This window comes from Bradyrhizobium sp. SZCCHNRI3043, from assembly GCF_032377735.1.
GTDB lineage: Bacteria > Pseudomonadota > Alphaproteobacteria > Rhizobiales > Xanthobacteraceae > Bradyrhizobium.
In genome coordinates, this window is the sequence record NZ_JAUHID010000001.1 from 977,020 (window position 1) to 996,720 (window position 19,701).

A 19,701-nucleotide genomic window follows, 5' to 3' on the forward strand; every position below is an offset into this window, starting at 1 on the left:
TGACCCCCGCAACCGATCATCGAGGAAAAGCCAGATGAGCGTCATCGAGAAACAAAGCGTGGCCGAGATCAAGGCACGCAACAAGGAACTGATCGCCGAGGTCTTGAAGGTCTATCCGGAGAAGACTGCCAAGCGTCGCGCCAAGCACCTCAACGTGCACGAGAACGGCAAGTCCGACTGCGGCGTCAAGTCGAACATCAAGTCGATCCCCGGCGTCATGACCATTCGCGGCTGCGCCTACGCCGGCTCCAAGGGCGTGGTGTGGGGCCCGATCAAGGACATGATTCACATCAGCCACGGCCCGGTCGGCTGCGGCCAGTACTCCTGGGCGGCGCGCCGCAACTACTACATCGGCACGACCGGCATCGACACCTTCGTGACGATGCAGTTCACCTCCGACTTCCAGGAGAAGGACATCGTGTTCGGCGGCGACAAGAAGCTCGCCAAGATCATGGACGAGATCCAGGAGCTGTTTCCGCTGAACAACGGCATCACCGTGCAGTCGGAATGCCCGATCGGCCTGATCGGCGACGACATCGAGGCGGTCTCCAAGGTCAAGTCGAAGGAGTATGACGGCAAGACCATCGTTCCCGTCCGCTGCGAAGGCTTCCGCGGCGTGTCGCAGTCGCTCGGCCACCACATCGCCAACGACGCGATCCGGGACTGGGTGTTCGACAAGATCCCGGCCGACGCCGCGCCGCGCTTCGAGCCATCGGACTATGACGTCGCGATCATCGGCGACTACAACATCGGCGGCGACGCCTGGTCGTCGCGCATCCTGCTCGAGGAGATGGGTCTGCGCGTGATTGCCCAGTGGTCGGGCGACGGCTCGCTGGCCGAGCTCGAGGCGACGCCGAAGGCGAAGCTGAACGTGCTGCACTGCTACCGCTCGATGAACTACATCTCGCGTCACATGGAAGAGAAGTACAATATTCCGTGGTGCGAATACAATTTCTTCGGGCCGAGCAAGATCGCCGAATCGCTGCGCAAGATCGCCAGCTATTTCGACGACAAGATCAAGGAGGGTGCCGAGCGCGTCATCGCCAAGTACCAGCCCCTGATGGATGCCGTGATCGCCAAGTACCGGCCGCGCCTCGAAGGCAAGACCGTGATGCTGTTCGTCGGCGGCCTGCGCCCGCGCCACGTGATCGGCGCCTATGAAGACCTCGGCATGGAGGTCGTCGGCACCGGCTACGAGTTCGGCCACAACGACGACTATCAGCGCACCGCCCAGCACTACGTCAAGGACGGCACGCTGATCTATGACGACGTGACCGGCTACGAGTTCGAGAAGTTCGTCGAGAAGGTCCAGCCGGACCTGGTCGGCTCGGGCATCAAGGAAAAGTACGTGTTCCAGAAGATGGGCGTGCCGTTCCGCCAGATGCACTCCTGGGACTACTCGGGTCCCTACCATGGCTACGACGGGTTTGCGATCTTCGCCCGCGACATGGACATGGCCATCAACTCGCCGGTCTGGAAGATGGCAAAGGCGCCCTGGAAGCAGGTGCCCAAGCCGTTGCTCCAGGCGGCCGAGTAAGCACCACCACCCACGGCCTGGCTCTCCTTCGGCGGAGAGCCAGCGCTCCCTGATCGACACAGGAAAATAGAGAGGGTTATCCCATGACGCAGAGTGCCGAACATGTGCTCGATCACTTCGAGCTTTTCCGTGGTCCCGAATACCAGCAGATGCTGGCGAACAAGAAGAAGATGTTCGAGAATCCGCGCGATCCCGCCGAGGTCGAGCGCATCCGCGAATGGGCCAAGACGCCCGAATATCGCGAGAAGAATTTTGCCCGTGAGGCGCTGACGGTCAATCCGGCCAAGGCCTGCCAGCCGCTCGGCGCCGTGTTCGTCGCCGTCGGCTTCGAGAAGACGCTGCCGTTCGTGCACGGCTCGCAGGGTTGCGTGGCCTACTACCGCAGCCATCTGTCGCGCCACTTCAAGGAGCCAAGCTCCTGCGTGTCGTCGTCGATGACCGAGGACGCAGCGGTGTTCGGCGGCCTCAACAACATGATCGACGGCCTCGCCAACGCCTACAACATGTACAAGCCGTCGATGATCGCGGTCTCCACCACCTGCATGGCGGAAGTCATTGGTGACGACCTCAACGCCTTCATCAAGACCTCGAAGGAAAAGGGCTCGGTTCCGGCCGAGTTCGACGTGCCCTTCGCCCACACCCCCGCCTTCGTCGGCAGCCACGTCACCGGCTACGACAACGCGATGAAAGGAATCCTGGAGCACTTTTGGGACGGCAAGGCCGGCACCGCGCCGAAGCTTGAGCGCGTTCCGAACGAGAAGATCAACTTCATCGGCGGCTTCGACGGCTACACTGTCGGCAATATCCGCGAGGTCAAGCACATCTTCGAGGAAATGGGGATCGAATACACGATCCTCGGCGACAACTCGAACGTGTTCGACACCCCGACCGACGGCGAGTTCCGCATGTATGATGGCGGCACGACCTTGGAGGACGCGGCCAACGCCGTCCACGCCAAGGCGACCATCTCGATGCAGCACTATTGCACCGAGAAGACCCTGCCGCTGATCAAGAGCCACGGCCAGGAAGTGGTCTCGTTCCACCATCCGGTCGGCGTCACCGGCACCGACGCCTTCGTGATGGCGCTGTCGCGCATCACCGGCAAGGAGATCCCGGAATCGATCGCCCTCGAGCGCGGCCGCCTGGTCGACGCGATCGCCGACTCCAGCGCGCACATCCATGGCAAGAAGTTCGCGATCTACGGCGACCCGGATCTCTGCCTCGGCCTCGCCGCGTTCCTGCTCGAGCTCGGCGCCGAGCCGACCCATGTGCTCGCCACCAACGGCAACAAGGAGTGGGCCGAGAAGGTGCAGGCCGTGTTCGATAGCTCGCCGTTCGGCAAGAACTGCCACGTGTATCCCGGCAAGGATCTGTGGCACATGCGCTCGCTGCTGTTCACCGAGCCGGTCGACTTCCTGATCGGCAACACCTACGGCAAGTATCTGGAGCGCGACACTGGCACCCCGCTGATCCGCATCGGCTTCCCGATCTTCGATCGCCACCACAAGCACCGCTATCCGGTGTGGGGCTATCAGGGCGGCCTGAACGTGCTGGTCACGATCCTCGACAAGATCTTCGACGAGATCGACCGCAACACCAACGTGCCGGCCAAGTCGGACTACAGCTTCGATATCATCCGCTGAGTGACGGCGCGGCGGCCTTCCGGGGCCGCCGCGTTTCGATGTTGGGAGCAGGGCTCAAGGGGAGGCATGTCGTGCCTGAGCCTTGTCTTTCGAAAGACGCGCAATCGGTCGTCAACAGGAGAAGCCAATGAGCTCGCTTTCGGCCACGATCCAGAACGTCTTCAACGAGCCGGGTTGCGGCAAGAACGCCAACAAGTCCGAGGCCGAGCGCAAGAAGGGTTGCACCAAGCAGCTGCAGCCGGGCGGCGCGGCCGGTGGCTGCGCCTTCGACGGCGCCAAGGTCGCATTGCAGCCGCTGACCGACGTCGCGCATCTCGTGCACGGACCGATCGCCTGCGAAGGAAATTCCTGGGACAACCGCGGTGCGGCCTCCTCTGGATCCCAGATCTGGCGCACCGGCTTCACCACCGACATCAACGAGACCGACGTCGTGTTCGGCGGCGAGAAGCGCCTGTACAAGGCGATCAAGGAAATCATCGAGAAGTACGATCCGCCGGCGGTCTTCGTCTACCAGACCTGCGTGCCCGCCATGACCGGCGATGACATCAACGCGGTCTGCAAGGCGGCCTCCGCGAAGTTCGGCAAGCCCTGCATTCCCGTCAATTCGCCCGGCTTCGTCGGCCCGAAAAATCTCGGCAACAAGCTCGCCGGCGAGGCGCTGCTCGATCACGTCATCGGCACTGTCGAGCCTGAGGTCACGACGCCCTACGACCTCAACATCATCGGCGAATACAATCTGTCCGGCGAGCTCTGGCAGGTGAAGCCGCTGTTCGACGAGCTCGGCATTCGCATCTCCGCCTGCATCTCCGGCGACGGTCGCTACAAGGATGTGGCGTCGTCGCACCGCGCCCGTGCGGCGATGATGGTGTGCTCCAAGGCGATGATCAACGTCGCCCGCAAGATGGAGGAGCGTTACGGCATTCCGTTCTTCGAGGGCTCGTTCTACGGCATCCAGGACTCCTCGGACTCGCTGCGCGAGATCGCGCGCCTGCTGGTCGAGCGCGGCGCGCCGGCCGATCTGCTGGATCGCACCGAGGCCGTCATCGCCCGTGAGGAGGCCAAGGCGTGGGCCGCGATCGAGCCGTTCAAGCAGCGGCTGACCGGCAAGAAGGTGCTCTTGATCACCGGCGGCGTGAAGTCGTGGTCGGTCGTCGCGGCGCTGCAGGAGGCCGGCATGGAGCTGGTCGGCACCTCGGTGAAGAAGTCCACCAAGGAGGACAAGGAGCGCATCAAGGAGCTGATGGGCCAGGACGCGCACATGATCGACGATATGGCGCCGCGCGAAATGTACAAGATGCTCAAGGACGCCAAGGCCGACATCATGCTGTCCGGCGGCAAGTCGCAGTTCGTGGCACTCAAGGCCGCGATGCCCTGGCTCGACATCAACCAGGAGCGCTCGCACGCCTTTATGGGCTATATCGGCATGGTGAAGCTGGTCGCGGAGATCGACAAGGCGATCTACAACCCGATGTGGGAGCAGCTGCGCAAGCGCGCGCCGTGGGAGACCGCCAACAATAATTGGCAGGCGAGGGCGATCGCGCAGGCCAATGCGGAAGCCGCGGCGCTCGCCGCCGATCCGGTTGCCGCGGAAGCCGCGCGCCGCGCCAAGAAGATCTGCCACTGCAAGTCGGTCGATCTCGGCACCATCGAGGACGCCATCAAGACTCATGGTCTGAGCGACGTCGCCGGCGTCCGCACTCACACCAACGCCTCCGGCGGTTGCGGGGCATGCGCCGGCCGGGTCGAGGACATCCTGGCGGCACAGAAGGCGCCGGCCGAGCTGCTGCAGGCGGCGGAGTAGGCGACGCTCATGGCCAAGGTCACCATTGGGAAGAAGGCGTGCGCGGTCAACCCGCTCAAGATGAGCCAGCCGATCGGTGGCGCGTTCGCCTTCCTCGGCCTGCGCGGGGCGATGCCGCTGCTGCACGGCTCGCAGGGCTGCACCTCGTTCGGGCTGACGCTGTTCGTGCGCCACTTCAAGGAAGCGGTGCCGATGCAGACGACGGCGATGAGCGAGGTCGCCACCGTGCTCGGCGGCTATGAGAACGTGGAGCAGGCGATCCTCAACATCCATAAGAGGCAGAAGCCGGAGATCATCGGCATCTGCTCGACCGGGGTGACCGAGACCAAGGGGGACGACGTCGACGGCTACATCAGGCTGATCCGCGAGAAGCATCCGGAGCTCGCGACCTACCCGCTGGTCTATGTCTCGACGCCCGATTTCAAGGATGCGTTCCAGGATGGCTGGGACAAGACAGTCGCCAAGATGGTCGAGGTGCTGGTCGACAAGCCGACCTCGACGCGGCGCGATCCGGCCCGCGTCAACGTGCTGCCGGGCTGCCATTTGACGCCGGGCGACATCGAGGAGCTCAGGACGATCTTCGAGGATTTCGGCCTGGAGCCGTCGTTCCTGCCGGATATCGGTGGCTCGCTCGACGGTCACATTCCCGACGAGTTCACGCCGACCACGATCGGCGGCATCGGGCTGGAAGAGATCGCGACCATGGGCAGCGCGGCCTGGACGATTGCGATCGGCGCGCAGATGAAGCGCGCGGCGGAGGCGATGCAGGCCAGGACCGGCGTGCCGTACCGGCTGTTCGAGCGGCTCTGCGGGCTGTTGCCGAACGACGAGTTCATGACGTTCCTGAGCGATATCTCGGGGCGTCCGGTGCCGGCAAAATATCGCCGGCAGCGCGGCCAGCTCGCGGATGCCATGCTGGATGCCCATTTCCACATCGGCGGCCGCAAGCTTGCGATCGGCGCCGAGCCGGATCTGCTGTTCGATGTCGCCAGCATGCTGCATGACATGGGTGCGCAAATTGCCGTGGCCGTCACCACGACCCAGTCGCCGGTGCTCGAACGCATGCCGTGCGAGGAGGTGCTGATCGGCGATCTCGAGGACCTGGAGACGCTCGCCAAGGCGCGCGACTGCGGTCTCATGATGACGCATTCGCATGGCCGTCAGGCTGCGGCGCGTCTCAAAATCCCGTTCTATCGGATCGGCTTCCCGATGTTCGACCGGCTCGGGGCAGGGCATTTGCTGACGGTCGGCTATCGCGGTACCCGCGACCTCGTCTTCGCGCTGGCCAATCTCATCATCGCCGATCGCGAGGACAACCATCAGCCGACGCCGGACACCTGGCTCGATCCCTGGGCCGATTCCCAACAGGCGCCGCTGGACTCCGCCGTCGTGGCGCCACTGCATTGACGTGTCAGGAGAAAGGACCGACGACATGAAAGTCGCATTCGCTACCCAGGATCTGAAACGCGTCGACGCCCATTTCGGCTGGGCCAAGAACATCGCGATTTACGACCTCGATCCCGAGGGCTACCGCTTCGTCGAGAGCATCGAGTTCGACGGCGATCTCAAGGAGGACGGCAACGAGGACAAGCTGGCGCCGAAGATCGAGGCGATCAAGGATTGCGCGATCCTCTATGTCGCCGCGATCGGCGGCTCCGGCGCCGCGCGTGTCGTCGCCAACAACATCCATCCGATGAAGGTCAATCAGCCCGAGGAGATCAGCGATCTCCTGGGCAAGCTGCAGGCCGTTCTGGCTGGCACGCCGCCGCCCTGGCTGCGCAAGGCGCTCGCCAAGGGCCAGGAACGCGTTCTCGATTTCGAGGAATGAGGAAACCAACATGTCCGATACCGCGGTAGCAGTCGAAACGGTACCCGCCGAGCAGCGACCCTTCGTCAAGGAACTCATCAAGGTCTGGCGCGCCCAGGACACCCACGGCGCCTGGGAGGGCAAGAAGGACATCGACCTGCTCGAGCCCTACATCCTGGACAAGGAGAAGCGGCGGGCGCTGCCGATCATCGGCGATCCCGATCCGGAGACGATCTGGCGGCTCGAACTGTTCTTCAACGCGGTCGCGCTGTCGATCGAGAAGGCCACCGGCGTGATGATCTCGCCGATGCTGAAGATGAGCCACGAGGGCTTTGGCCGCATGGTGCTGATCGGCGGCCGGCTGATCGTGGTCAACAAGCAGCTGCGCGACGTGCACCGCTTCGGCTTCGACAATCTCGGCAAGCTGGCCGACGAGGGCGACAAGTTCGTCAACGCCGGCGTCGAGATGATCGAGAAGTTCAAGGACGTCGCGAATTACTAAACGGCGAGGATGAGACAATGAGCGACCTGGATACCCTGAAGGCCGAGATCAAGAAGCTGTCGGCACGTGCCATGGATGCCAAGATGAACCTGCACGACTTGTCGGAGGAGCTGCCCATCAACTGGGACCAGATCCTGCCGACGGCGCAGAAGGCGCATGAAGCCTTTGCCGAGTTGGAGAAGAAGCGAGCCGAGCTGAAGAAGCTCGAGACCGCCTAAGCCCGATTTGAGGACCCGTCATCATGTCCAATTCAACCCGTGACGGCCGCGATTGGCGGCCGGACTATCTGGTCGCCATCGACGCCGGAAAGTGTATCGGCTGCGGCCGCTGCTACAAGGTCTGCGGTCGCGAGGTGATGACCTTGAAGGGCATCAACGACGAGGGCGAGTTCGTCGAGCTCGACGACGACGAGGATGACGAGGTCGAGAAGAAGATCATGGTCATGCACGACACCGGCGCCTGCATCGGCTGCGGCGCCTGCGCCCGCGTCTGCCCGACCAACTGCCAGACCCATTCGCCGGCGGCGTGAGATCATCGAGCGTGCTGTCATGGTGCGGATGGAGGCAAAGTTCACGATCGGCCAGGTGACCCGGCACCGCGTCTACGACCTGCGCGGTGTCGTGTTCGACGTCGACCTGTCATTCTCGGAAGAAGAGGGCTGGCGCGCCATCACCATGGACACCAGGCTCGACAAGGAGCAGCCGTTCTACTACCTGCTCGCCGAATCCGGCGACAGCAGCTACATCGCCTATGTGCCGGAGCAGAACTTGGTGGCGGACGTCACGGGTGAGCCGGTCAAGCATCCCGATATCGGCGAGCTGTTCGATGTCGACGACGCCGGCAGCTACCGCTACCGCGGGCGGGTTTTTCAATAACATCTTGGAAAGCCGAGAGCGGCCGTCATTGCGAGGAGCCGCAGGCGACGAAGCAATCCAGAGTCCTCGCGTGGACCTGGATCGCGTCGCTGCGCTCGCGATGACGGCGATGGATTGGTAGGGTGGGCAAAGGCGCCTGGGCGATTTTTCCACGCCGATTCAGCCAATGCGCCGTGCCCACCATTTTTCGGCGTGCGGGACGAAGATGGTGGGCACGCCAGCGGACGCCGCTGCGCGTCGCCCGCTGGCTTTGCCCACCCTACGAATCGATGCCTACTCGATCCCCTGTTCCCGCGCCTTCCACATCGCGGCGATCCGGAAGCGCTCATTGATCGCGGCGGGGTTGGCGAGGATTTCGGCCTGGGCCGCAGCGAACGCACCCTCGACGGTCGCGGCCTCGTCCTTGGTCAAAGTGATGCGGCCGGCCATGTGGGTCGCGTCGGGCGCGGCCTCCCAGATCTTGCGTCGGTTCGGATGCAGCTTGACTTCGACCAGCTCGAACGCCTCGAGCTCGCCTTCGAGACAGATTGCCAGCCCAATCACCTCGACCTTGCGGCCGTCCTGCGTGGTCTTGACCAGGGTTCTTGCCATGCTCGTGCTCCCGTCATTCGTCTGTGCACATCACGCCGCCACCGCCGTGTCGTCGAGCTGGCTCCATTCCGCCCAGGACCCGTCGTAGACGGCAACATCCGGACGTCCCAGCCGATAGAGCGCCAGCGCCAGCATGCATGACGTGATGCCCGAGGCGCAGGTGGTGACGATCGGCTTCTCCAGATCGACGCCGGCACTCGCGAATCGGGCTGCGAGCGCGTCGGGCGCCATGAGCACGCCCGTGTCCGGGTCGACCAGATCGGCCCAGGGCAGATTGATCGCGCCGGGGATGTGGCCCTGGCGCTTGAACGTGAACACGTCCGCTTGGGTGCCATCGAACTTGCCGGGCCCACGGGCGTCGACCAGCTGCGCGCCGCCACTCTGCACGGCGGCCGAGGTGGTCACAAGCTCCGGCCTGAAGCTTGCGCTGAAACTCGCCGGCACCGGGCGCACCGGCGTCATCTCGGCCGGCTGCTTCTCCTTGGTCCATTTGCCGAAGCCGCCGTCGAGCAGGGCGACGTTGTCGTGCCCGAACACGCGGAACATCCACCACACGCGGCCCGCGGCGGAGCCGCCATAGTGGCGGTCATAGACGATGACGCGGTCAGAATTGCTGATGCCGAGCAGCCCGACCTTGTGGGCGAAATCCTCCGCTGACGGCAGCATGTGCGGCAGCAGGCTCGACTTATCGGCGACCTGGTCGATGTCGAAATGCACCGAGCCCGGCAGATGCCGGCCGCGATATTGCGTACGGCCATCGAGATTGGTGCTCGGATGATGCCAGGTGCAGTCGAGGATCTTGGTGGCGGGATCGGTGAGATGTTGCGCCAGCCATTCGGAGCTGACCAGGGCGTCAGAGAAGTCTGTGCTCATGCATTCGCTCGCGATGTCGTTAAACCAACAGGAGGGACCAGGTCCAAGGCGTGACGGCGTCCGCCGTCACAGCGTCTTCGGCATCGGATAGCCCGGGCGTGGATGCGTGTCGTAGTATTCCGGACGCTCCGGCCAGCCGCCTTCGGCGATGATCTTGAAGGTCGCGACCGTAACCGGCGCGCCGGGCGAGCACGACACTTCGGTGAACTTGATCTCGCGCTCGCCTGGGCCGGCGGAGAAATCGGCGACGGTGGTGCCGTCCGCCTTGCGGGCGCGCGCAAAGCCGGGCGTGCCGACGGTGGCCGCCGGCACGGACGTCGCGACGAAGTTCGGCTGCTCGAGGCCATCCACCGCGGGGCCGAAGGCGGGCGAGCCGAACGTGAAGGTCGCGAGCACGCCGCTGCGGTCGACCGGCTTGTCCGCGGTGATCGGACGCGCCACCGAGTAGACCGTCAGCGTGCCGCCCTCCAATGCCGCCTTGATGTCGTCGAGCGAGCTCTCGACGAATTCCAGTGCCACGTTCATGTCGATCTCCTTACAAAGCCGTACTCGCAGGAGAAATTTTCAAGTTCTGTGCCAGTCTCTCGCAGCAGCGAAGAAAGCCAGGCGGACGGGCGGAGTTGCGCGAATCTTGCAACGCGTTCCGCAGGCGAGCCGACCGCCGCTCCCGCTGCGCTGAAGCGGCCGTGTCGGAGATGCGCCAGACATCGATGAGGCCCGACATGACGACCGACGTCGCCTACGCCATCTGCAGCTTCAACGACATCCCGAGCCGCCGCGCCATGGGCTTTCAGCTTATGATCGTAGCCGAGGACGGAACGCAACGTCCGTGGCCGATCTTCGTGATCCGCTGGGGCAAGCAGGTGTTCGGATATCTGAACATGTGCCCGCACGATAAGGTCAATCTCGACTGGGAGCGAAATCAGTTTCTGGACGGCAACGGCCTGCGCATCCTGTGCGGCAAGCACGGCTCGCTGTTCGAGATCGGCACCGGGCTCTGCGTCGACGGCCCGTGCAAGGGCGAGAGCCTGACGCCGGTGGCGTTGAGCGTCCTCGATGGCGACATCTGCGTGACCGGCGTAACCTTGGTCGAGGATGAAGAGAATGAGGACGAGACCGGCCTGCAATGCGAGGAAGGCTGAGGCTGCGATCCCGGCGAAGTCCCGACGGCAACTGCCGGGACTTCATCTTGCATATGAAGAAAAGGACGATGTCAGACAGGCCGGTTCTCGTTGCGGTTCTTGACCGGCTCCATCCTGGCCAGTGCATCCGCGTAAGGCACGAGATCGTAATTCTCACTGAAGTCCTTGGCGGTGTCGAGCACGTAGTCGAGCTTGCCTGCGGTATCGAGCTTCTTGATGTCGTTCTTGTCGATCGACAGCAGGTCCAGCATCTCCTTCCACACCGTGGATTCGTCGCAAGGCAGGACATAGAACGTCACGTCGCCCATCTTGATGCGATACTTCGCCAGGAGGTCGATGTTGTTGCAGAACATGAAGTACTTGCCGTTCGGCTGCAGCAGGTTCTTGAGCACCTCGACCGCCGTCTCGAGATAGGCCAGCGAGTGGATGTAGCCGACCAGCACCGGAATGGTCGCCTCGCCGTCGTTGACGATCGTCAGCACCTGCTCGATCGAGAAGTCCGGCGGCCGCTTCTCGTCGGCGACCTGGGTCTGGAATTTCAGCGCGATGTCGCCGCGGAAGCCGAACCGTCCCGGCTTGGTGGTCGGCGCCTTGAGGACGGCGTTGAGCAGCCGTCCTTCCTTGTCGAGCTGCGCGAGCGCGGTGGTCTCGATCGCAACCGTCTTCTCCAATGTCGTCATCAGCAATCCCCTCGCATGTCCTGGTGAGCCGTCTCGCCGCACGGCGCGGTCGAAAAGGGCTGGAATGCAAATTGTCTGCCGATGTGTGCTGCGTCTTGATTTACTTGGTCTTTCGCCCGCGACCTCAGAGCATTGTCGGGTTTCCGCCGCGACATCCTTTCGGCACGTCCGAGGCCGGCGCAAATCATCCGTGTCGGAAACCCGACATGCGTCGGAAACGCCACAGCGACTTTGCGAAAAGCCGTGTCGTTTCAGTTAATTGCTGCATGGCATGAGACTTGCCATTCCTGTTCGCAACAGCCGAATGGGAAAGGCAAGATGATGATGATCAACCTGACCGACAGCGCCATCAACGCGGTTCGCAACGCGATCACGACCTCCGACAAGCCGGTCGACGGCCTCAGGATCATGGTCGAAGCCGGTGGCTGCGCCGGGCTTAAATACAATATGGGCCTCGTCAGCGGCAGCGAGCCGGAGGACACCGTGATCGAGCGCGAGGGCGTGCGCGTGCTCGTCGATCACAAGAGCCTCGAATATCTCGAAGGCACGACGATCGATTTCGTCATCGCGCTGGAAGGCTCCGGCTTCACCTTCGAGAATCCGAATGCCAAGTCAAGCTGTGGCTGCGGCAAGTCGTTCGCTTGATTCTTCGCTCGATCATTCAACACGCGAGAAGTGAAACCATGCTGGTCGAATCCCAGGGCATCGTCGAAGCGCCGTCGCAGATGAGCGAGCGCGAGCGGATCATCCGGGCCGTGATCGAGGAGGTCCGTCCGAACCTCAAGCGCGACGGCGGCGATTGCGAGCTCGTCGAGATTGATGGCAACAAGATCATGGTCAAGCTCGCCGGCGCCTGCATCTTCTGCAAGCTCGCCAGCGCGACGCTCGAGGGCATCCAGGCGCGCATGATCGAAAAGCTCGGCGAGTTCGTTCGCCTCGTTCCGGTGGCCGGCGCAGCCAAGGCGCGGCATTAAGGAGCGGCCTTGCGTCCGGTCTATCTCGACAACAACGCGACGACCCGTGCGGATCCTGAGGTCGTCGCCGCGATGTTGCCGTTCTTCTCGGAGCAGTTCGGCAATGCGTCGTCCTCGCACGCGTTCGGCAGCGAGGTGGCCAGCGCCGTGAGACAGGCGCGCAAGAGCCTGCAGGCGCTGTTAGGGGCCGCCTTCGAGCACGAGATCGTCTTCACGTCGGGTGGCACGGAGTCCGACAACAGCGCGATCCTATCGGCGCTGGAGACGCAAGACGCGCGCGACGAGATCGTCACGACGGCGGTGGAGCATCCCGCAATCCTGTCGCTGGTCGAGTATCTCAGGGACAAGCGCGGCCTCACGGTGCACCTGATCGGCGTCGATGCGGCCGGTTGCCTCGATCTCGAGGCCTACAAGCGCGCGCTCGGGCCCCGCACTGCGATCGCCTCGGTGATGTGGGCCAACAACGAGACCGGCACGCTGTTCCCGATTCCGGAGCTGGCGAAGCTCGCACATGACGCCGGTGCGCTGTTTCATACCGATGCCGTTCAGGCTGTCGGCAAGGTCGCGATCGATTTGAAAGCTGCCGGCGTCGACATGCTGTCGTTGTCGGGCCACAAGCTGCACGGCCCCAAGGGTATCGGTGCGCTGTATGTCAGAAAGGGCACGCCGTTCGCGCCGCTGCTGCGCGGCGGCCCGCAGGAGCGCCGCCGCCGCGGCGGCACCGAAAACGTTCCCGCCATCATCGGTCTCGGCAAGGCGGCCGACCTCGCCGGACAACATCTCGCTGACGAGCAGGGCCGGGTGCGCGCGCTGCGCGACCGGCTGGAGCAGGGCATCATCGAGGGCGTCGGCCATTGCGCCGTGCTGGGCGATATCGAGCACCGGCTGCCCAACACGTTGAACATCGCCTTCCAGCATCTCGAAGGTGAGCCGATCGTGATGCGCCTGAATCAGGCGGGCATCGCGGCTTCGCTCGGCTCGGCCTGCGCGTCCGGCTCGATGGAGCCGTCGCATGTGCTGCGCGCGATGAACGTGCCGTCGGATCTGCTCCGCGGCGCCGTCCGCTTCTCGCTATCGCGCGACACCACCGACGACGACATCACGCGCGTGCTGCAGGTCCTGCCCGACATCGTCGCCAGGCTGCGTGAGACCTCGCCGGCCTGGCTGCAGCATCATCCTTCACAATCGGCGGACCCCCTTCGATCCACGGAGCTCACGTAATGAAAGTCATGATCCGCCGCTCGCCGGAAACGGGCCTGTCGATCTACGTCCCCAAGAAGGACCTCGAGGAGCCCATCGTCGAGTCCGAGCACGAGTCCTTGTGGGGTGGCTGGATTCGCATCGCCAATGGCTGGGTGCTCGAACTGCCGCAGATGGCCGCCGACACGCGGCTGCCGATCACGATCAATGCGCGCAAGCGCGGTGGCGAAGGGGACGAGTGATGAATGCGCCGCTTCCTCATATCGACATCGTCAGACAGGCTGATGCCGAAGCCCTGCTCAAGGACGTCGTGGCCCGGCTGAAGGCCGGCAAGGTCGTTCCGTATCTCGGTCCCGGCGTCTCGGAGCAATCCGGCGCGGCGGTGCCGATGAATCCCGAAGCGCTGGCCGCGTTCTTCGGCACCAAGGTGGCGCTGCCGCGCCGCGCCAAGGGCAATGCGTGGGCTTCCGCGCAGCACATCGAGAGCACGCGCCACCGCTCGACGGTGACGGCGCTGATGGCTGAAGCCTTTGCCGCGCCCGTCGCGCCGACACCGCTGCAGCAGTATCTGGCGTCGCTGCCGCTGCCGATGGTCGTCGACAGCTGGTATGACGGCGCGATGCGGACGGCGCTCGCCGGGCGCGGCGATTGGGGCGAGGTGCAGGGCATCACGCGGGCCGGAATCGGCGAGGACCGCTGGTATCGCTTCTACGACGCTGCGGGCGCCGAGAGCGATCGCGAGAAGGCCGGAAGCTGGACCACGCTGCTCTACAAGCCGCATGGCGGGACCACGCCAGCCAAGAACTTCCTGATCACCGACGCCGACTATGTCGAGGTCCTGACCGACATCGACATCCAGACGCCGATACCCGACACGGTCAAGGACCGGCGCACCGACCGAAGCTTCCTGTTCATCGGCTGCCGCTTCAACGACCAGTTGCTGCGCACCTATGGCCGTCAGGTGATCAAGCGCTCCGGCGCCGAGCATTACGTCCTGGTCGAGCCTGACTCATTGTCGAAGAACGAGTTGAAGTTCTTCATCGCCGAGCGGCTGACGCCGATCGCGATTCCGCTGGCCCGCGCGACCGAGATCATCATCGGCGGCTGAGCGAAACCACGACACCGGAAATCGAACAGCGCGGCCGCAAGCTGCGCTGTTTTGCCGTTCGTTCCTGTGTCCCAATTCGAGTCTGTAACGTTTCTAACAACGCCCGAAACGAGAGCCTTTCGCATGTTGGCAAGGCGACAGGCGCGAGGATCTGGCTAAGGCGTTGATAGTCTGACGAAATGATCTTGTCCCCGGCGTGGCACGCGAGTTGCTGAACCCTAGCCCAAGGCGGTTTGCGGCTCGCCAGCAACGTAAGGAGCGGACATGGACGCGTCAGTGCAGCACGAACAGGCGACGATACCGGACGGCGACAAGCTGAGCTCGGTGATGCAGACCATCGCGGAACACAAGGGCTGCGGTACCTCGGGCGGCAGCGGCAAGGCGAGCTGCGGCTCGGGCGCCGGCGAGAACGACCTGCCGCCGGAGATCTGGGAGAAGGTGAAGAACCATCCCTGCTACAGCGAGGAGGCGCATCATCACTACGCGCGCATGCATGTCGCCGTCGCGCCCGCCTGCAACATCCAGTGCAACTACTGCAACCGAAAATATGACTGCGCCAACGAGTCGCGTCCGGGCGTGGTCAGCGAGAAGCTGTCGCCGGAACAGGCCGCCAAGAAAGTGCTCGCCGTCGCCTCGACCATTCCGCAGATGACCGTGCTGGGCATTGCCGGTCCGGGCGATCCGCTCGCCAATCCGGAGAAGACGTTCAAGACCTTCGAACTGATCGCTCGCACCGCCCCCGACATCAAGCTCTGCCTGTCGACCAACGGCCTCGCGCTGCCCGATCACGTCGACACCATCGCCGGCTTCAACGTCGATCACGTCACGATCACCATCAACATGGTTGATCCCGAGATCGGCGCCAAGATCTATCCCTGGGTGTTCTGGAAGCACAAGCGCTATACCGGCGTCGAGGCTGCCAAACTGCTGACCGATCGCCAGTTGCAGGGCCTGGAAATGCTGACGGAGCGCGGCATCCTCTGCAAGGTCAACTCGGTGATGATCCCGGGCGTCAACGACAAGCACCTCGTCGAGGTCAACAAGGCGGTGAAGTCGCGCGGCGCGTTCCTGCACAACATCATGCCGCTGATCTCCTCGCCGGAGCACGGCACCGTGTTCGGCCTGACCGGCCAGCGCGGACCGACCGCGCAGGAGCTGAAGGCGCTGCAGGACGAGTGCGAAGGCGAGATGAACATGATGCGGCATTGCCGCCAGTGCCGCGCCGATGCCGTGGGCCTGCTCGGCGAGGATCGCTCCGCCGAATTCACCACCGACAAGATCATGGCGATGGAGGTGAACTACGACATCGACAGCCGCAAGGCGTATCAGGAGGCGGTCGAGCAGGAGCGTGTCGCCAAGGTCGTGGCGAAGCAGGAGGAGCTCGCCTCGCTCGCCGGCCAGTCCAGCGACATCAAGCTGCTGATCGCGGTTGCGACCAAGGGCTCGGGCCTGATCAACGAGCATTTCGGACACGCCAAGGAGTTCCAAGTCTACGAGCTTTCCACGGCCGGAGCCAAGTTCGTCGGTCACCGCCGCGTCGACCTGTACTGCCAGGGCGGCTATGGCGACGAGGACAGCCTGGAGACCGTCATCCGCGCCATCAACGACTGCCATGCGGTGTTCGTGGCCAAGATCGGCGGCTGCCCGAAGAGCGACCTGCAGGCCGCGGGCATCGAGCCGGTGGATCAGTTCGCCCATGAGTTCATCGAGAAGTCCGCGATCGCCTGGTTCAAGAGCTACCTCGACAAGGTGAACAGCGGCGAGATCCAGCACGTCGTGCGCGGTGACGCCGAAATTCGCCAGGGCGCCCTGATCTCGGCAGCGTGACATCAGACCCCGGCGGCGCCGTCGCGTCGCCGGGCCCCTTCGACAGGAGCCTTTGATGACCTTGAAGATCATTGCCTCGCAGTGCACGAGCTGCTCGGCCTGTGAACCCGAATGTCCGAACGTGGCGATCTCGGAGAAGAACGGCACCTTCGTGATCGATCCGAAGAAGTGCACAGAATGCATCGGCCATTTCGACGAGCCGCAATGCGCGGCGGTCTGCCCGGTCGACAACACCTGCGTGATCGACAATTCGTTCCCGCGCTATCAGCCGCCGGCTTGAGGGAGACCGAGATGAACTTCACGCTCACGCCAGCCGCGCAGAAGTTCATGCGCATGATGCTGCGGGCTGACGGCACTGCGGGCTCTGGTTTCCGTCTCGCGGTGTCGCCCGGCGGTTGCTCGGGACTTGCCGCCGATATCACCGTCCTCGCGACGCCGCAGCCCGGCGATGCGGTGGTTGAACGCGATGGCGTCAGGCTGTTCCTGCCGGCGGAGAGCCGTTTGCTGCTCGACGGCGTCACCATCGACTTCGCGGATACCGCGACGCAGACCGGCCTCGTGTTTCACGATCCGAAGCAGGTCTCGTGCTCGACCCATGCCTTGAAGGCGCTGGAGCACTAGGACAGCTCGCCATGCCCACCGACGCCCGGCCCAGCTCTCAGACCGCCATCGAGGACGCGCTGCTCGCCGACGCGCTGCTCGGCGGCGGCCTGCCGGAGGAGGCCGAGTATCATCTGTGGCAGGCGGGCCAGAGCTATCATCTCGACGATGTCGCGGAGACGCATCTGAAAAAGGCGGAAGCGCTGGCGCCTGGGCATGCTGCGGTCCTGATCGGCTTCTACCGGTTCTATTTCTACAAGGGACGGCTCGCTGACGCGTTGCGCATCGCCAAGCGGTGCCTCGCCAAGGCGGCCGTCGAGAACCGCTTGCCGCCGCATTGGCGCGACGTTCGCGCCGGTCATGCCGAGTTCGGCAGTTATGACAACATGCTGCCGCGTTTCTTCATGTTCACCTTGAAGGGATACGCCTATTTGCAGATGCGCCTCGGCAATCTCGTCGAGGGACGGCTCGCGGTGCAAAAGCTGCTCGAGCTCGATCCCAGCGACAAGATCGGCGCACGCGTCCTGCTCGAGGTGGTCGACCGGGTGGAGCTCGACGATGAATGACGACATCGACGAGGCCATCGACTGGCAGGGCAACGAGATCAGTTGTGCGGGCTGCGAACACGCGCAGCTCAACGCATCGGGCGGCTGTCGCCTTCGGCACGCCTGCGTACACGACCGCTACGCCCGCCGCATCGACCGCTTCTTCAACTGGAATCCGGCGCTCGCCAACGGCTACGTCAAGCATCCACATTTCGAAGTGCGCGCGATCGCGGCCAAGCATGCCAGCCCGTTCTTTCTGCCGCCGCTGCTCGATGATCCCGAGGAGACGGTGCGCTGGAATGCCGCGCGGCGGCTGCCGAAGCGGCTGGTGCTGCGGCTGCGCCATGATCCGCATCGCGAGGTCCGCATTCGAATCGCGACGGTGCTCGATCCGGAAGATCTGATGCCGATGATGATGGACGACGATTACTACGTCCGCCTGGTCGTGGCGCGCCGCATCGTACCGTCCGTGCTCGGCCGCATGATGGGGGACCCGGAGGCCGAGGTCCGCCGCGTCGTCGCGCGGCGCATCCCGAGCGACTGGCTGCTTGGCATGATCAGCGACCCAGATCCGCGGGTGCGGCTCGAGATCGCCGAGCGCCTCGCGCCGGATCTCCTCACCGCGATGCGCAAGGACGCCGATTGGCGGGTGCGTCACCAGGTGGCGAGCCGGATCGCGCTCAGTGAGCTCGCGGAGCTGGTGCGCGACGAGGACCCGCTGGTGCAGGAGATGGCGCGCGGCCGGCTCGCGAGCCGCTTCGGAGCTGCGATGGAGAAACCGGCATGAGCAACATCGTTCGTGACAGCGAGGTCGTGGAGTTGTCAGCGCCGCCGTATTTCACGTTTGGCGAGAAGGTCAAGGCGAAGCGCACGATCCGCAACGACGGCACCTATGCAGGCAAGGAGATCGGCGAGGTCCTCGCGAAGAAGGGCGAGATCGGTTACGTCGTGTCGATCGGGACCTTCCTGCAGCAGTTCTACATCTACGGCGTCGAGTTTCTCGAAAGCGGGAACCGCGTCGGCATGAAACGCAAGGAGCTCGAGTCCACCGTTCCCCGCGGGGAGGCCGAGGACGAGCTGCCGCTGCCGGGAGCATACAAGTCATGATCGAGCCGCGCCTGCCGAAATATCAATGGGGTCAGCGCGTGAAGGCGCTGATCGATCTCGTCAACGACGGTTCGTTCCCGAATGCGCCGGCCGAGGCCAAGCTCGTCGGCGTTGGCGACTTGGGCGAGATCGTCCAGGTCGGCACCCATACGGAAGCGAATATGCCGATCTATCTCGTCGAGTTCGGCGAGCAGCTGGTGGTGGGCTGTCTCGAAGAGGAGATCGTCCCGGTCTAAGGGAGATGATCAGCCATGGCCGCAACCGCGCTCAAGCCCAGGGTCATTCTGCCCGCACATCCCAACGAGCTGGATCGCAGGCGGATCGAGCGCGCGCTGAAGTCGCGCAAGCGCTATCGCTATGTCGAGCCGACGGTCTTGCCGGTCAACGAGGGGTATCACGTCAGGAGCCCGTGCTGCTCACGCAACATCGACAAGGACGGCGGGGTGATCGACGTCGCTTTGCTGCGTCACGATCCGGCGAATGCGATGTGGAAGCTGTTCTGGAGAGATCACGGCCAGGGAACATGGGAGCTGCACAGCGTGCACAAGCGGTTGACCGCGGCGGTCGACGAGCTGAACGCCGACCCTGAGCGGATATTCTGGCAGTAGGACGAAGAGGACGGGTGACATGGCACTTGCCGAGCAGGAACTGAATGAGATCGAGCAGGTCCTCACTGGACCCGATGCCGGCAGCGCGGCGTTCGGCGAATTGCGCCGTCGCTTCCCCAAGCTGGTCCTGACGCGTTGCGATGCCTCCGACGTAACCGAACAGCCGTTCCGCAGCTACGCGGCGTTCGACCTGCATCTGCTCGATGCCAGCGACCATTGCGCCGGCGTGACCGACGATCCCGCGAAGGCCACCGGCCTGATCCTGGCCAGGCGGAGCTGAT

Annotated in this window: 28 protein-coding genes; 24 read left to right on the top strand and 4 right to left on the bottom strand. The window is 64.0% G+C overall.

The genetic code is table 11. The features are described from left to right. Positions 1 to 34: 34 nt before the first annotated feature. The 9 genes from nifD (at position 35) to hspQ (ending at position 8,165) form a co-directional block, all read left to right on the top strand. Positions 35 to 1,537 (top strand): nitrogenase molybdenum-iron protein alpha chain, encoded by a 1,503-nt coding sequence (gene nifD / locus QX124_RS04575; RefSeq protein WP_315740950.1) that lies wholly within the window; start codon positions 35 to 37, stop codon positions 1,535 to 1,537. 83 nt (positions 1,538 to 1,620) lie between these two features. After that, entirely contained in the window at positions 1,621 to 3,180 is a 1,560-nt protein-coding gene (nifK, locus tag QX124_RS04580) for a nitrogenase molybdenum-iron protein subunit beta (protein WP_315796467.1), read from the top strand. Positions 3,181 to 3,307: 127 nt separating this feature from the next. Next, positions 3,308 to 4,981, top strand: a complete 1,674-nt coding sequence (nifE, locus tag QX124_RS04585) for a nitrogenase iron-molybdenum cofactor biosynthesis protein NifE (protein WP_315796469.1) — start codon at positions 3,308 to 3,310, stop codon at positions 4,979 to 4,981. A 9-nt stretch (positions 4,982 to 4,990) separates the two neighbouring features. Further along, positions 4,991 to 6,388: a nitrogenase iron-molybdenum cofactor biosynthesis protein NifN gene (gene nifN / locus QX124_RS04590; RefSeq protein WP_315796471.1), complete on the top strand. Its 1,398-nt coding sequence runs from the start codon at positions 4,991 to 4,993 to the stop codon at positions 6,386 to 6,388. 25 nt (positions 6,389 to 6,413) lie between these two features. Then, positions 6,414 to 6,809 (top strand): nitrogen fixation protein NifX, encoded by a 396-nt coding sequence (nifX, locus tag QX124_RS04595; RefSeq protein ID WP_315740954.1) that lies wholly within the window; start codon positions 6,414 to 6,416, stop codon positions 6,807 to 6,809. A gap of 10 nt (positions 6,810 to 6,819) precedes the next feature. Continuing rightward, complete coding sequence (locus QX124_RS04600; RefSeq protein ID WP_315740955.1) at positions 6,820 to 7,290, top strand: NifX-associated nitrogen fixation protein; 471 nt, start codon at positions 6,820 to 6,822, stop codon at positions 7,288 to 7,290. 17 nt (positions 7,291 to 7,307) lie between these two features. After that, positions 7,308 to 7,508 carry a CCE_0567 family metalloprotein gene (locus tag QX124_RS04605; protein ID WP_012045814.1) on the top strand — a complete coding sequence of 67 codons (201 nt, stop codon included), beginning with the start codon at positions 7,308 to 7,310 and terminating at the stop codon, positions 7,506 to 7,508. Between the two features lie 23 nt (positions 7,509 to 7,531). After that, the gene (gene fdxB, locus QX124_RS04610) at positions 7,532 to 7,819 is read left to right on the top strand and encodes a ferredoxin III, nif-specific (RefSeq protein ID WP_015665404.1); all 288 of its coding nucleotides are present in this window, start codon (positions 7,532 to 7,534) and stop codon (positions 7,817 to 7,819) included. A 19-nt stretch (positions 7,820 to 7,838) separates the two neighbouring features. After that, positions 7,839 to 8,165, top strand: a complete 327-nt coding sequence (gene hspQ / locus QX124_RS04615) for a heat shock protein HspQ (protein ID WP_315740956.1) — start codon at positions 7,839 to 7,841, stop codon at positions 8,163 to 8,165. Between the two features lie 273 nt (positions 8,166 to 8,438). Here hspQ and QX124_RS04620 read toward each other — a convergent pair whose 3' ends face one another. The 3 genes from QX124_RS04620 to QX124_RS04630 form a co-directional block, all read right to left on the bottom strand. Continuing rightward, positions 8,439 to 8,756, bottom strand: a complete 318-nt coding sequence (locus QX124_RS04620; RefSeq protein WP_315740957.1) for a hypothetical protein — start codon at positions 8,754 to 8,756, stop codon at positions 8,439 to 8,441. A 30-nt stretch (positions 8,757 to 8,786) separates the two neighbouring features. Next, a complete protein-coding gene (locus QX124_RS04625) occupies positions 8,787 to 9,629 on the bottom strand; it encodes a sulfurtransferase (protein WP_315740958.1) in 843 nt (280 codons plus the stop codon). Positions 9,630 to 9,695: 66 nt separating this feature from the next. After that, positions 9,696 to 10,154, bottom strand: coding sequence for a hypothetical protein (locus tag QX124_RS04630; protein ID WP_315740959.1), 459 nt, complete (start codon positions 10,152 to 10,154; stop codon positions 9,696 to 9,698). Between the two features lie 197 nt (positions 10,155 to 10,351). Between QX124_RS04630 and QX124_RS04635 the strand changes: the two genes are divergently transcribed. Further along, positions 10,352 to 10,771 (top strand): Rieske (2Fe-2S) protein, encoded by a 420-nt coding sequence (locus QX124_RS04635; RefSeq protein ID WP_315740960.1) that lies wholly within the window; start codon positions 10,352 to 10,354, stop codon positions 10,769 to 10,771. Between the two features lie 71 nt (positions 10,772 to 10,842). Here QX124_RS04635 and QX124_RS04640 read toward each other — a convergent pair whose 3' ends face one another. Then, complete coding sequence (locus QX124_RS04640) at positions 10,843 to 11,451, bottom strand: hypothetical protein (protein ID WP_315740961.1); 609 nt, start codon at positions 11,449 to 11,451, stop codon at positions 10,843 to 10,845. A 324-nt stretch (positions 11,452 to 11,775) separates the two neighbouring features. On the opposite strand from QX124_RS04640, the gene QX124_RS04645 reads away from it, so the two are divergent. The 14 genes from QX124_RS04645 to QX124_RS04710 all read left to right on the top strand — a co-directional run bounded on the left by QX124_RS04645 (position 11,776) and on the right by QX124_RS04710 (position 19,700). Further along, entirely contained in the window at positions 11,776 to 12,096 is a 321-nt protein-coding gene (locus tag QX124_RS04645; RefSeq protein ID WP_257170758.1) for a HesB/IscA family protein, read from the top strand. A 38-nt stretch (positions 12,097 to 12,134) separates the two neighbouring features. Continuing rightward, positions 12,135 to 12,425 (top strand): NifU family protein, encoded by a 291-nt coding sequence (locus tag QX124_RS04650; protein ID WP_315713137.1) that lies wholly within the window; start codon positions 12,135 to 12,137, stop codon positions 12,423 to 12,425. Between the two features lie 9 nt (positions 12,426 to 12,434). Beyond that, a complete protein-coding gene (gene nifS / locus QX124_RS04655; RefSeq protein WP_315796474.1) occupies positions 12,435 to 13,646 on the top strand; it encodes a cysteine desulfurase NifS in 1,212 nt (403 codons plus the stop codon). Beyond that, positions 13,646 to 13,867 (top strand): putative nitrogen fixation protein NifT, encoded by a 222-nt coding sequence (gene nifT / locus QX124_RS04660; protein ID WP_315713133.1) that lies wholly within the window; start codon positions 13,646 to 13,648, stop codon positions 13,865 to 13,867. The genes nifS and nifT overlap by 1 nt, the downstream gene beginning before the upstream one ends. Then, positions 13,867 to 14,733 (top strand): SIR2 family protein, encoded by an 867-nt coding sequence (locus QX124_RS04665; RefSeq protein WP_315740964.1) that lies wholly within the window; start codon positions 13,867 to 13,869, stop codon positions 14,731 to 14,733. Before nifT ends, QX124_RS04665 begins: the two co-directional genes overlap by 1 nt. Positions 14,734 to 14,997: 264 nt before the next feature. Continuing rightward, positions 14,998 to 16,560: a nitrogenase cofactor biosynthesis protein NifB gene (gene nifB, locus QX124_RS04670; RefSeq protein WP_315756221.1), complete on the top strand. Its 1,563-nt coding sequence runs from the start codon at positions 14,998 to 15,000 to the stop codon at positions 16,558 to 16,560. A 55-nt stretch (positions 16,561 to 16,615) separates the two neighbouring features. Further along, positions 16,616 to 16,840, top strand: coding sequence for a YfhL family 4Fe-4S dicluster ferredoxin (locus QX124_RS04675; protein ID WP_006609676.1), 225 nt, complete (start codon positions 16,616 to 16,618; stop codon positions 16,838 to 16,840). Positions 16,841 to 16,851: 11 nt separating this feature from the next. Beyond that, positions 16,852 to 17,181: an iron-sulfur cluster assembly accessory protein gene (locus tag QX124_RS04680; protein ID WP_315740966.1), complete on the top strand. Its 330-nt coding sequence runs from the start codon at positions 16,852 to 16,854 to the stop codon at positions 17,179 to 17,181. Between the two features lie 11 nt (positions 17,182 to 17,192). After that, positions 17,193 to 17,726, top strand: a complete 534-nt coding sequence (locus QX124_RS04685) for a hypothetical protein (protein WP_315740967.1) — start codon at positions 17,193 to 17,195, stop codon at positions 17,724 to 17,726. Next, on the top strand, positions 17,719 to 18,492 hold the full coding sequence (locus QX124_RS04690) for a 4Fe4S-binding leucine-rich repeat protein (RefSeq protein WP_315796476.1): 774 nt from the start codon (positions 17,719 to 17,721) through the stop codon (positions 18,490 to 18,492). Before QX124_RS04685 ends, QX124_RS04690 begins: the two co-directional genes overlap by 8 nt. Then, positions 18,489 to 18,812 (top strand): nitrogen fixation protein NifZ, encoded by a 324-nt coding sequence (locus QX124_RS04695; protein ID WP_315740969.1) that lies wholly within the window; start codon positions 18,489 to 18,491, stop codon positions 18,810 to 18,812. The genes QX124_RS04690 and QX124_RS04695 overlap by 4 nt, the downstream gene beginning before the upstream one ends. After that, positions 18,809 to 19,048, top strand: a complete 240-nt coding sequence (locus tag QX124_RS04700; RefSeq protein WP_315740970.1) for a nitrogen fixation protein NifZ — start codon at positions 18,809 to 18,811, stop codon at positions 19,046 to 19,048. Before QX124_RS04695 ends, QX124_RS04700 begins: the two co-directional genes overlap by 4 nt. Before the next feature lie 15 nt (positions 19,049 to 19,063). Continuing rightward, positions 19,064 to 19,420 carry a DUF3024 domain-containing protein gene (locus QX124_RS04705; RefSeq protein WP_315740971.1) on the top strand — a complete coding sequence of 119 codons (357 nt, stop codon included), beginning with the start codon at positions 19,064 to 19,066 and terminating at the stop codon, positions 19,418 to 19,420. Between the two features lie 19 nt (positions 19,421 to 19,439). Next, the gene (locus QX124_RS04710) at positions 19,440 to 19,700 is read left to right on the top strand and encodes a hypothetical protein (protein WP_315740972.1); all 261 of its coding nucleotides are present in this window, start codon (positions 19,440 to 19,442) and stop codon (positions 19,698 to 19,700) included. Position 19,701 lies beyond the last annotated feature (1 nt).

Coding starts and splice junctions, on each gene's coding strand:
- hspQ (WP_315740956.1), top strand. CDS start 7,839: ATGGTGCGGATGGAGGCAAAGTTCACGATCGGCCAGGTGACCCGGCAC.
- QX124_RS04690 (WP_315796476.1), top strand. CDS start 17,719: ATGAATGACGACATCGACGAGGCCATCGACTGGCAGGGCAACGAGATC.
- QX124_RS04665 (WP_315740964.1), top strand. CDS start 13,867: ATGAATGCGCCGCTTCCTCATATCGACATCGTCAGACAGGCTGATGCC.
- QX124_RS04680 (WP_315740966.1), top strand. CDS start 16,852: ATGAACTTCACGCTCACGCCAGCCGCGCAGAAGTTCATGCGCATGATG.
- nifB (WP_315756221.1), top strand. CDS start 14,998: ATGGACGCGTCAGTGCAGCACGAACAGGCGACGATACCGGACGGCGAC.
- nifK (WP_315796467.1), top strand. CDS start 1,621: ATGACGCAGAGTGCCGAACATGTGCTCGATCACTTCGAGCTTTTCCGT.
- QX124_RS04605 (WP_012045814.1), top strand. CDS start 7,308: ATGAGCGACCTGGATACCCTGAAGGCCGAGATCAAGAAGCTGTCGGCA.
- nifX (WP_315740954.1), top strand. CDS start 6,414: ATGAAAGTCGCATTCGCTACCCAGGATCTGAAACGCGTCGACGCCCAT.
- nifE (WP_315796469.1), top strand. CDS start 3,308: ATGAGCTCGCTTTCGGCCACGATCCAGAACGTCTTCAACGAGCCGGGT.
- fdxB (WP_015665404.1), top strand. CDS start 7,532: ATGTCCAATTCAACCCGTGACGGCCGCGATTGGCGGCCGGACTATCTG.
- QX124_RS04630 (WP_315740959.1), bottom strand. CDS start 10,154: ATGAACGTGGCACTGGAATTCGTCGAGAGCTCGCTCGACGACATCAAG.
- QX124_RS04645 (WP_257170758.1), top strand. CDS start 11,776: ATGATCAACCTGACCGACAGCGCCATCAACGCGGTTCGCAACGCGATC.
- QX124_RS04695 (WP_315740969.1), top strand. CDS start 18,489: ATGAGCAACATCGTTCGTGACAGCGAGGTCGTGGAGTTGTCAGCGCCG.
- QX124_RS04710 (WP_315740972.1), top strand. CDS start 19,440: ATGGCACTTGCCGAGCAGGAACTGAATGAGATCGAGCAGGTCCTCACT.
- QX124_RS04705 (WP_315740971.1), top strand. CDS start 19,064: ATGGCCGCAACCGCGCTCAAGCCCAGGGTCATTCTGCCCGCACATCCC.
- QX124_RS04625 (WP_315740958.1), bottom strand. CDS start 9,629: ATGAGCACAGACTTCTCTGACGCCCTGGTCAGCTCCGAATGGCTGGCG.
- nifT (WP_315713133.1), top strand. CDS start 13,646: ATGAAAGTCATGATCCGCCGCTCGCCGGAAACGGGCCTGTCGATCTAC.
- QX124_RS04620 (WP_315740957.1), bottom strand. CDS start 8,756: ATGGCAAGAACCCTGGTCAAGACCACGCAGGACGGCCGCAAGGTCGAG.
- QX124_RS04650 (WP_315713137.1), top strand. CDS start 12,135: ATGCTGGTCGAATCCCAGGGCATCGTCGAAGCGCCGTCGCAGATGAGC.
- QX124_RS04640 (WP_315740961.1), bottom strand. CDS start 11,451: ATGACGACATTGGAGAAGACGGTTGCGATCGAGACCACCGCGCTCGCG.
- QX124_RS04675 (WP_006609676.1), top strand. CDS start 16,616: ATGACCTTGAAGATCATTGCCTCGCAGTGCACGAGCTGCTCGGCCTGT.
- QX124_RS04635 (WP_315740960.1), top strand. CDS start 10,352: ATGACGACCGACGTCGCCTACGCCATCTGCAGCTTCAACGACATCCCG.
- QX124_RS04600 (WP_315740955.1), top strand. CDS start 6,820: ATGTCCGATACCGCGGTAGCAGTCGAAACGGTACCCGCCGAGCAGCGA.
- QX124_RS04685 (WP_315740967.1), top strand. CDS start 17,193: ATGCCCACCGACGCCCGGCCCAGCTCTCAGACCGCCATCGAGGACGCG.
- QX124_RS04700 (WP_315740970.1), top strand. CDS start 18,809: ATGATCGAGCCGCGCCTGCCGAAATATCAATGGGGTCAGCGCGTGAAG.
- nifN (WP_315796471.1), top strand. CDS start 4,991: ATGGCCAAGGTCACCATTGGGAAGAAGGCGTGCGCGGTCAACCCGCTC.
- nifD (WP_315740950.1), top strand. CDS start 35: ATGAGCGTCATCGAGAAACAAAGCGTGGCCGAGATCAAGGCACGCAAC.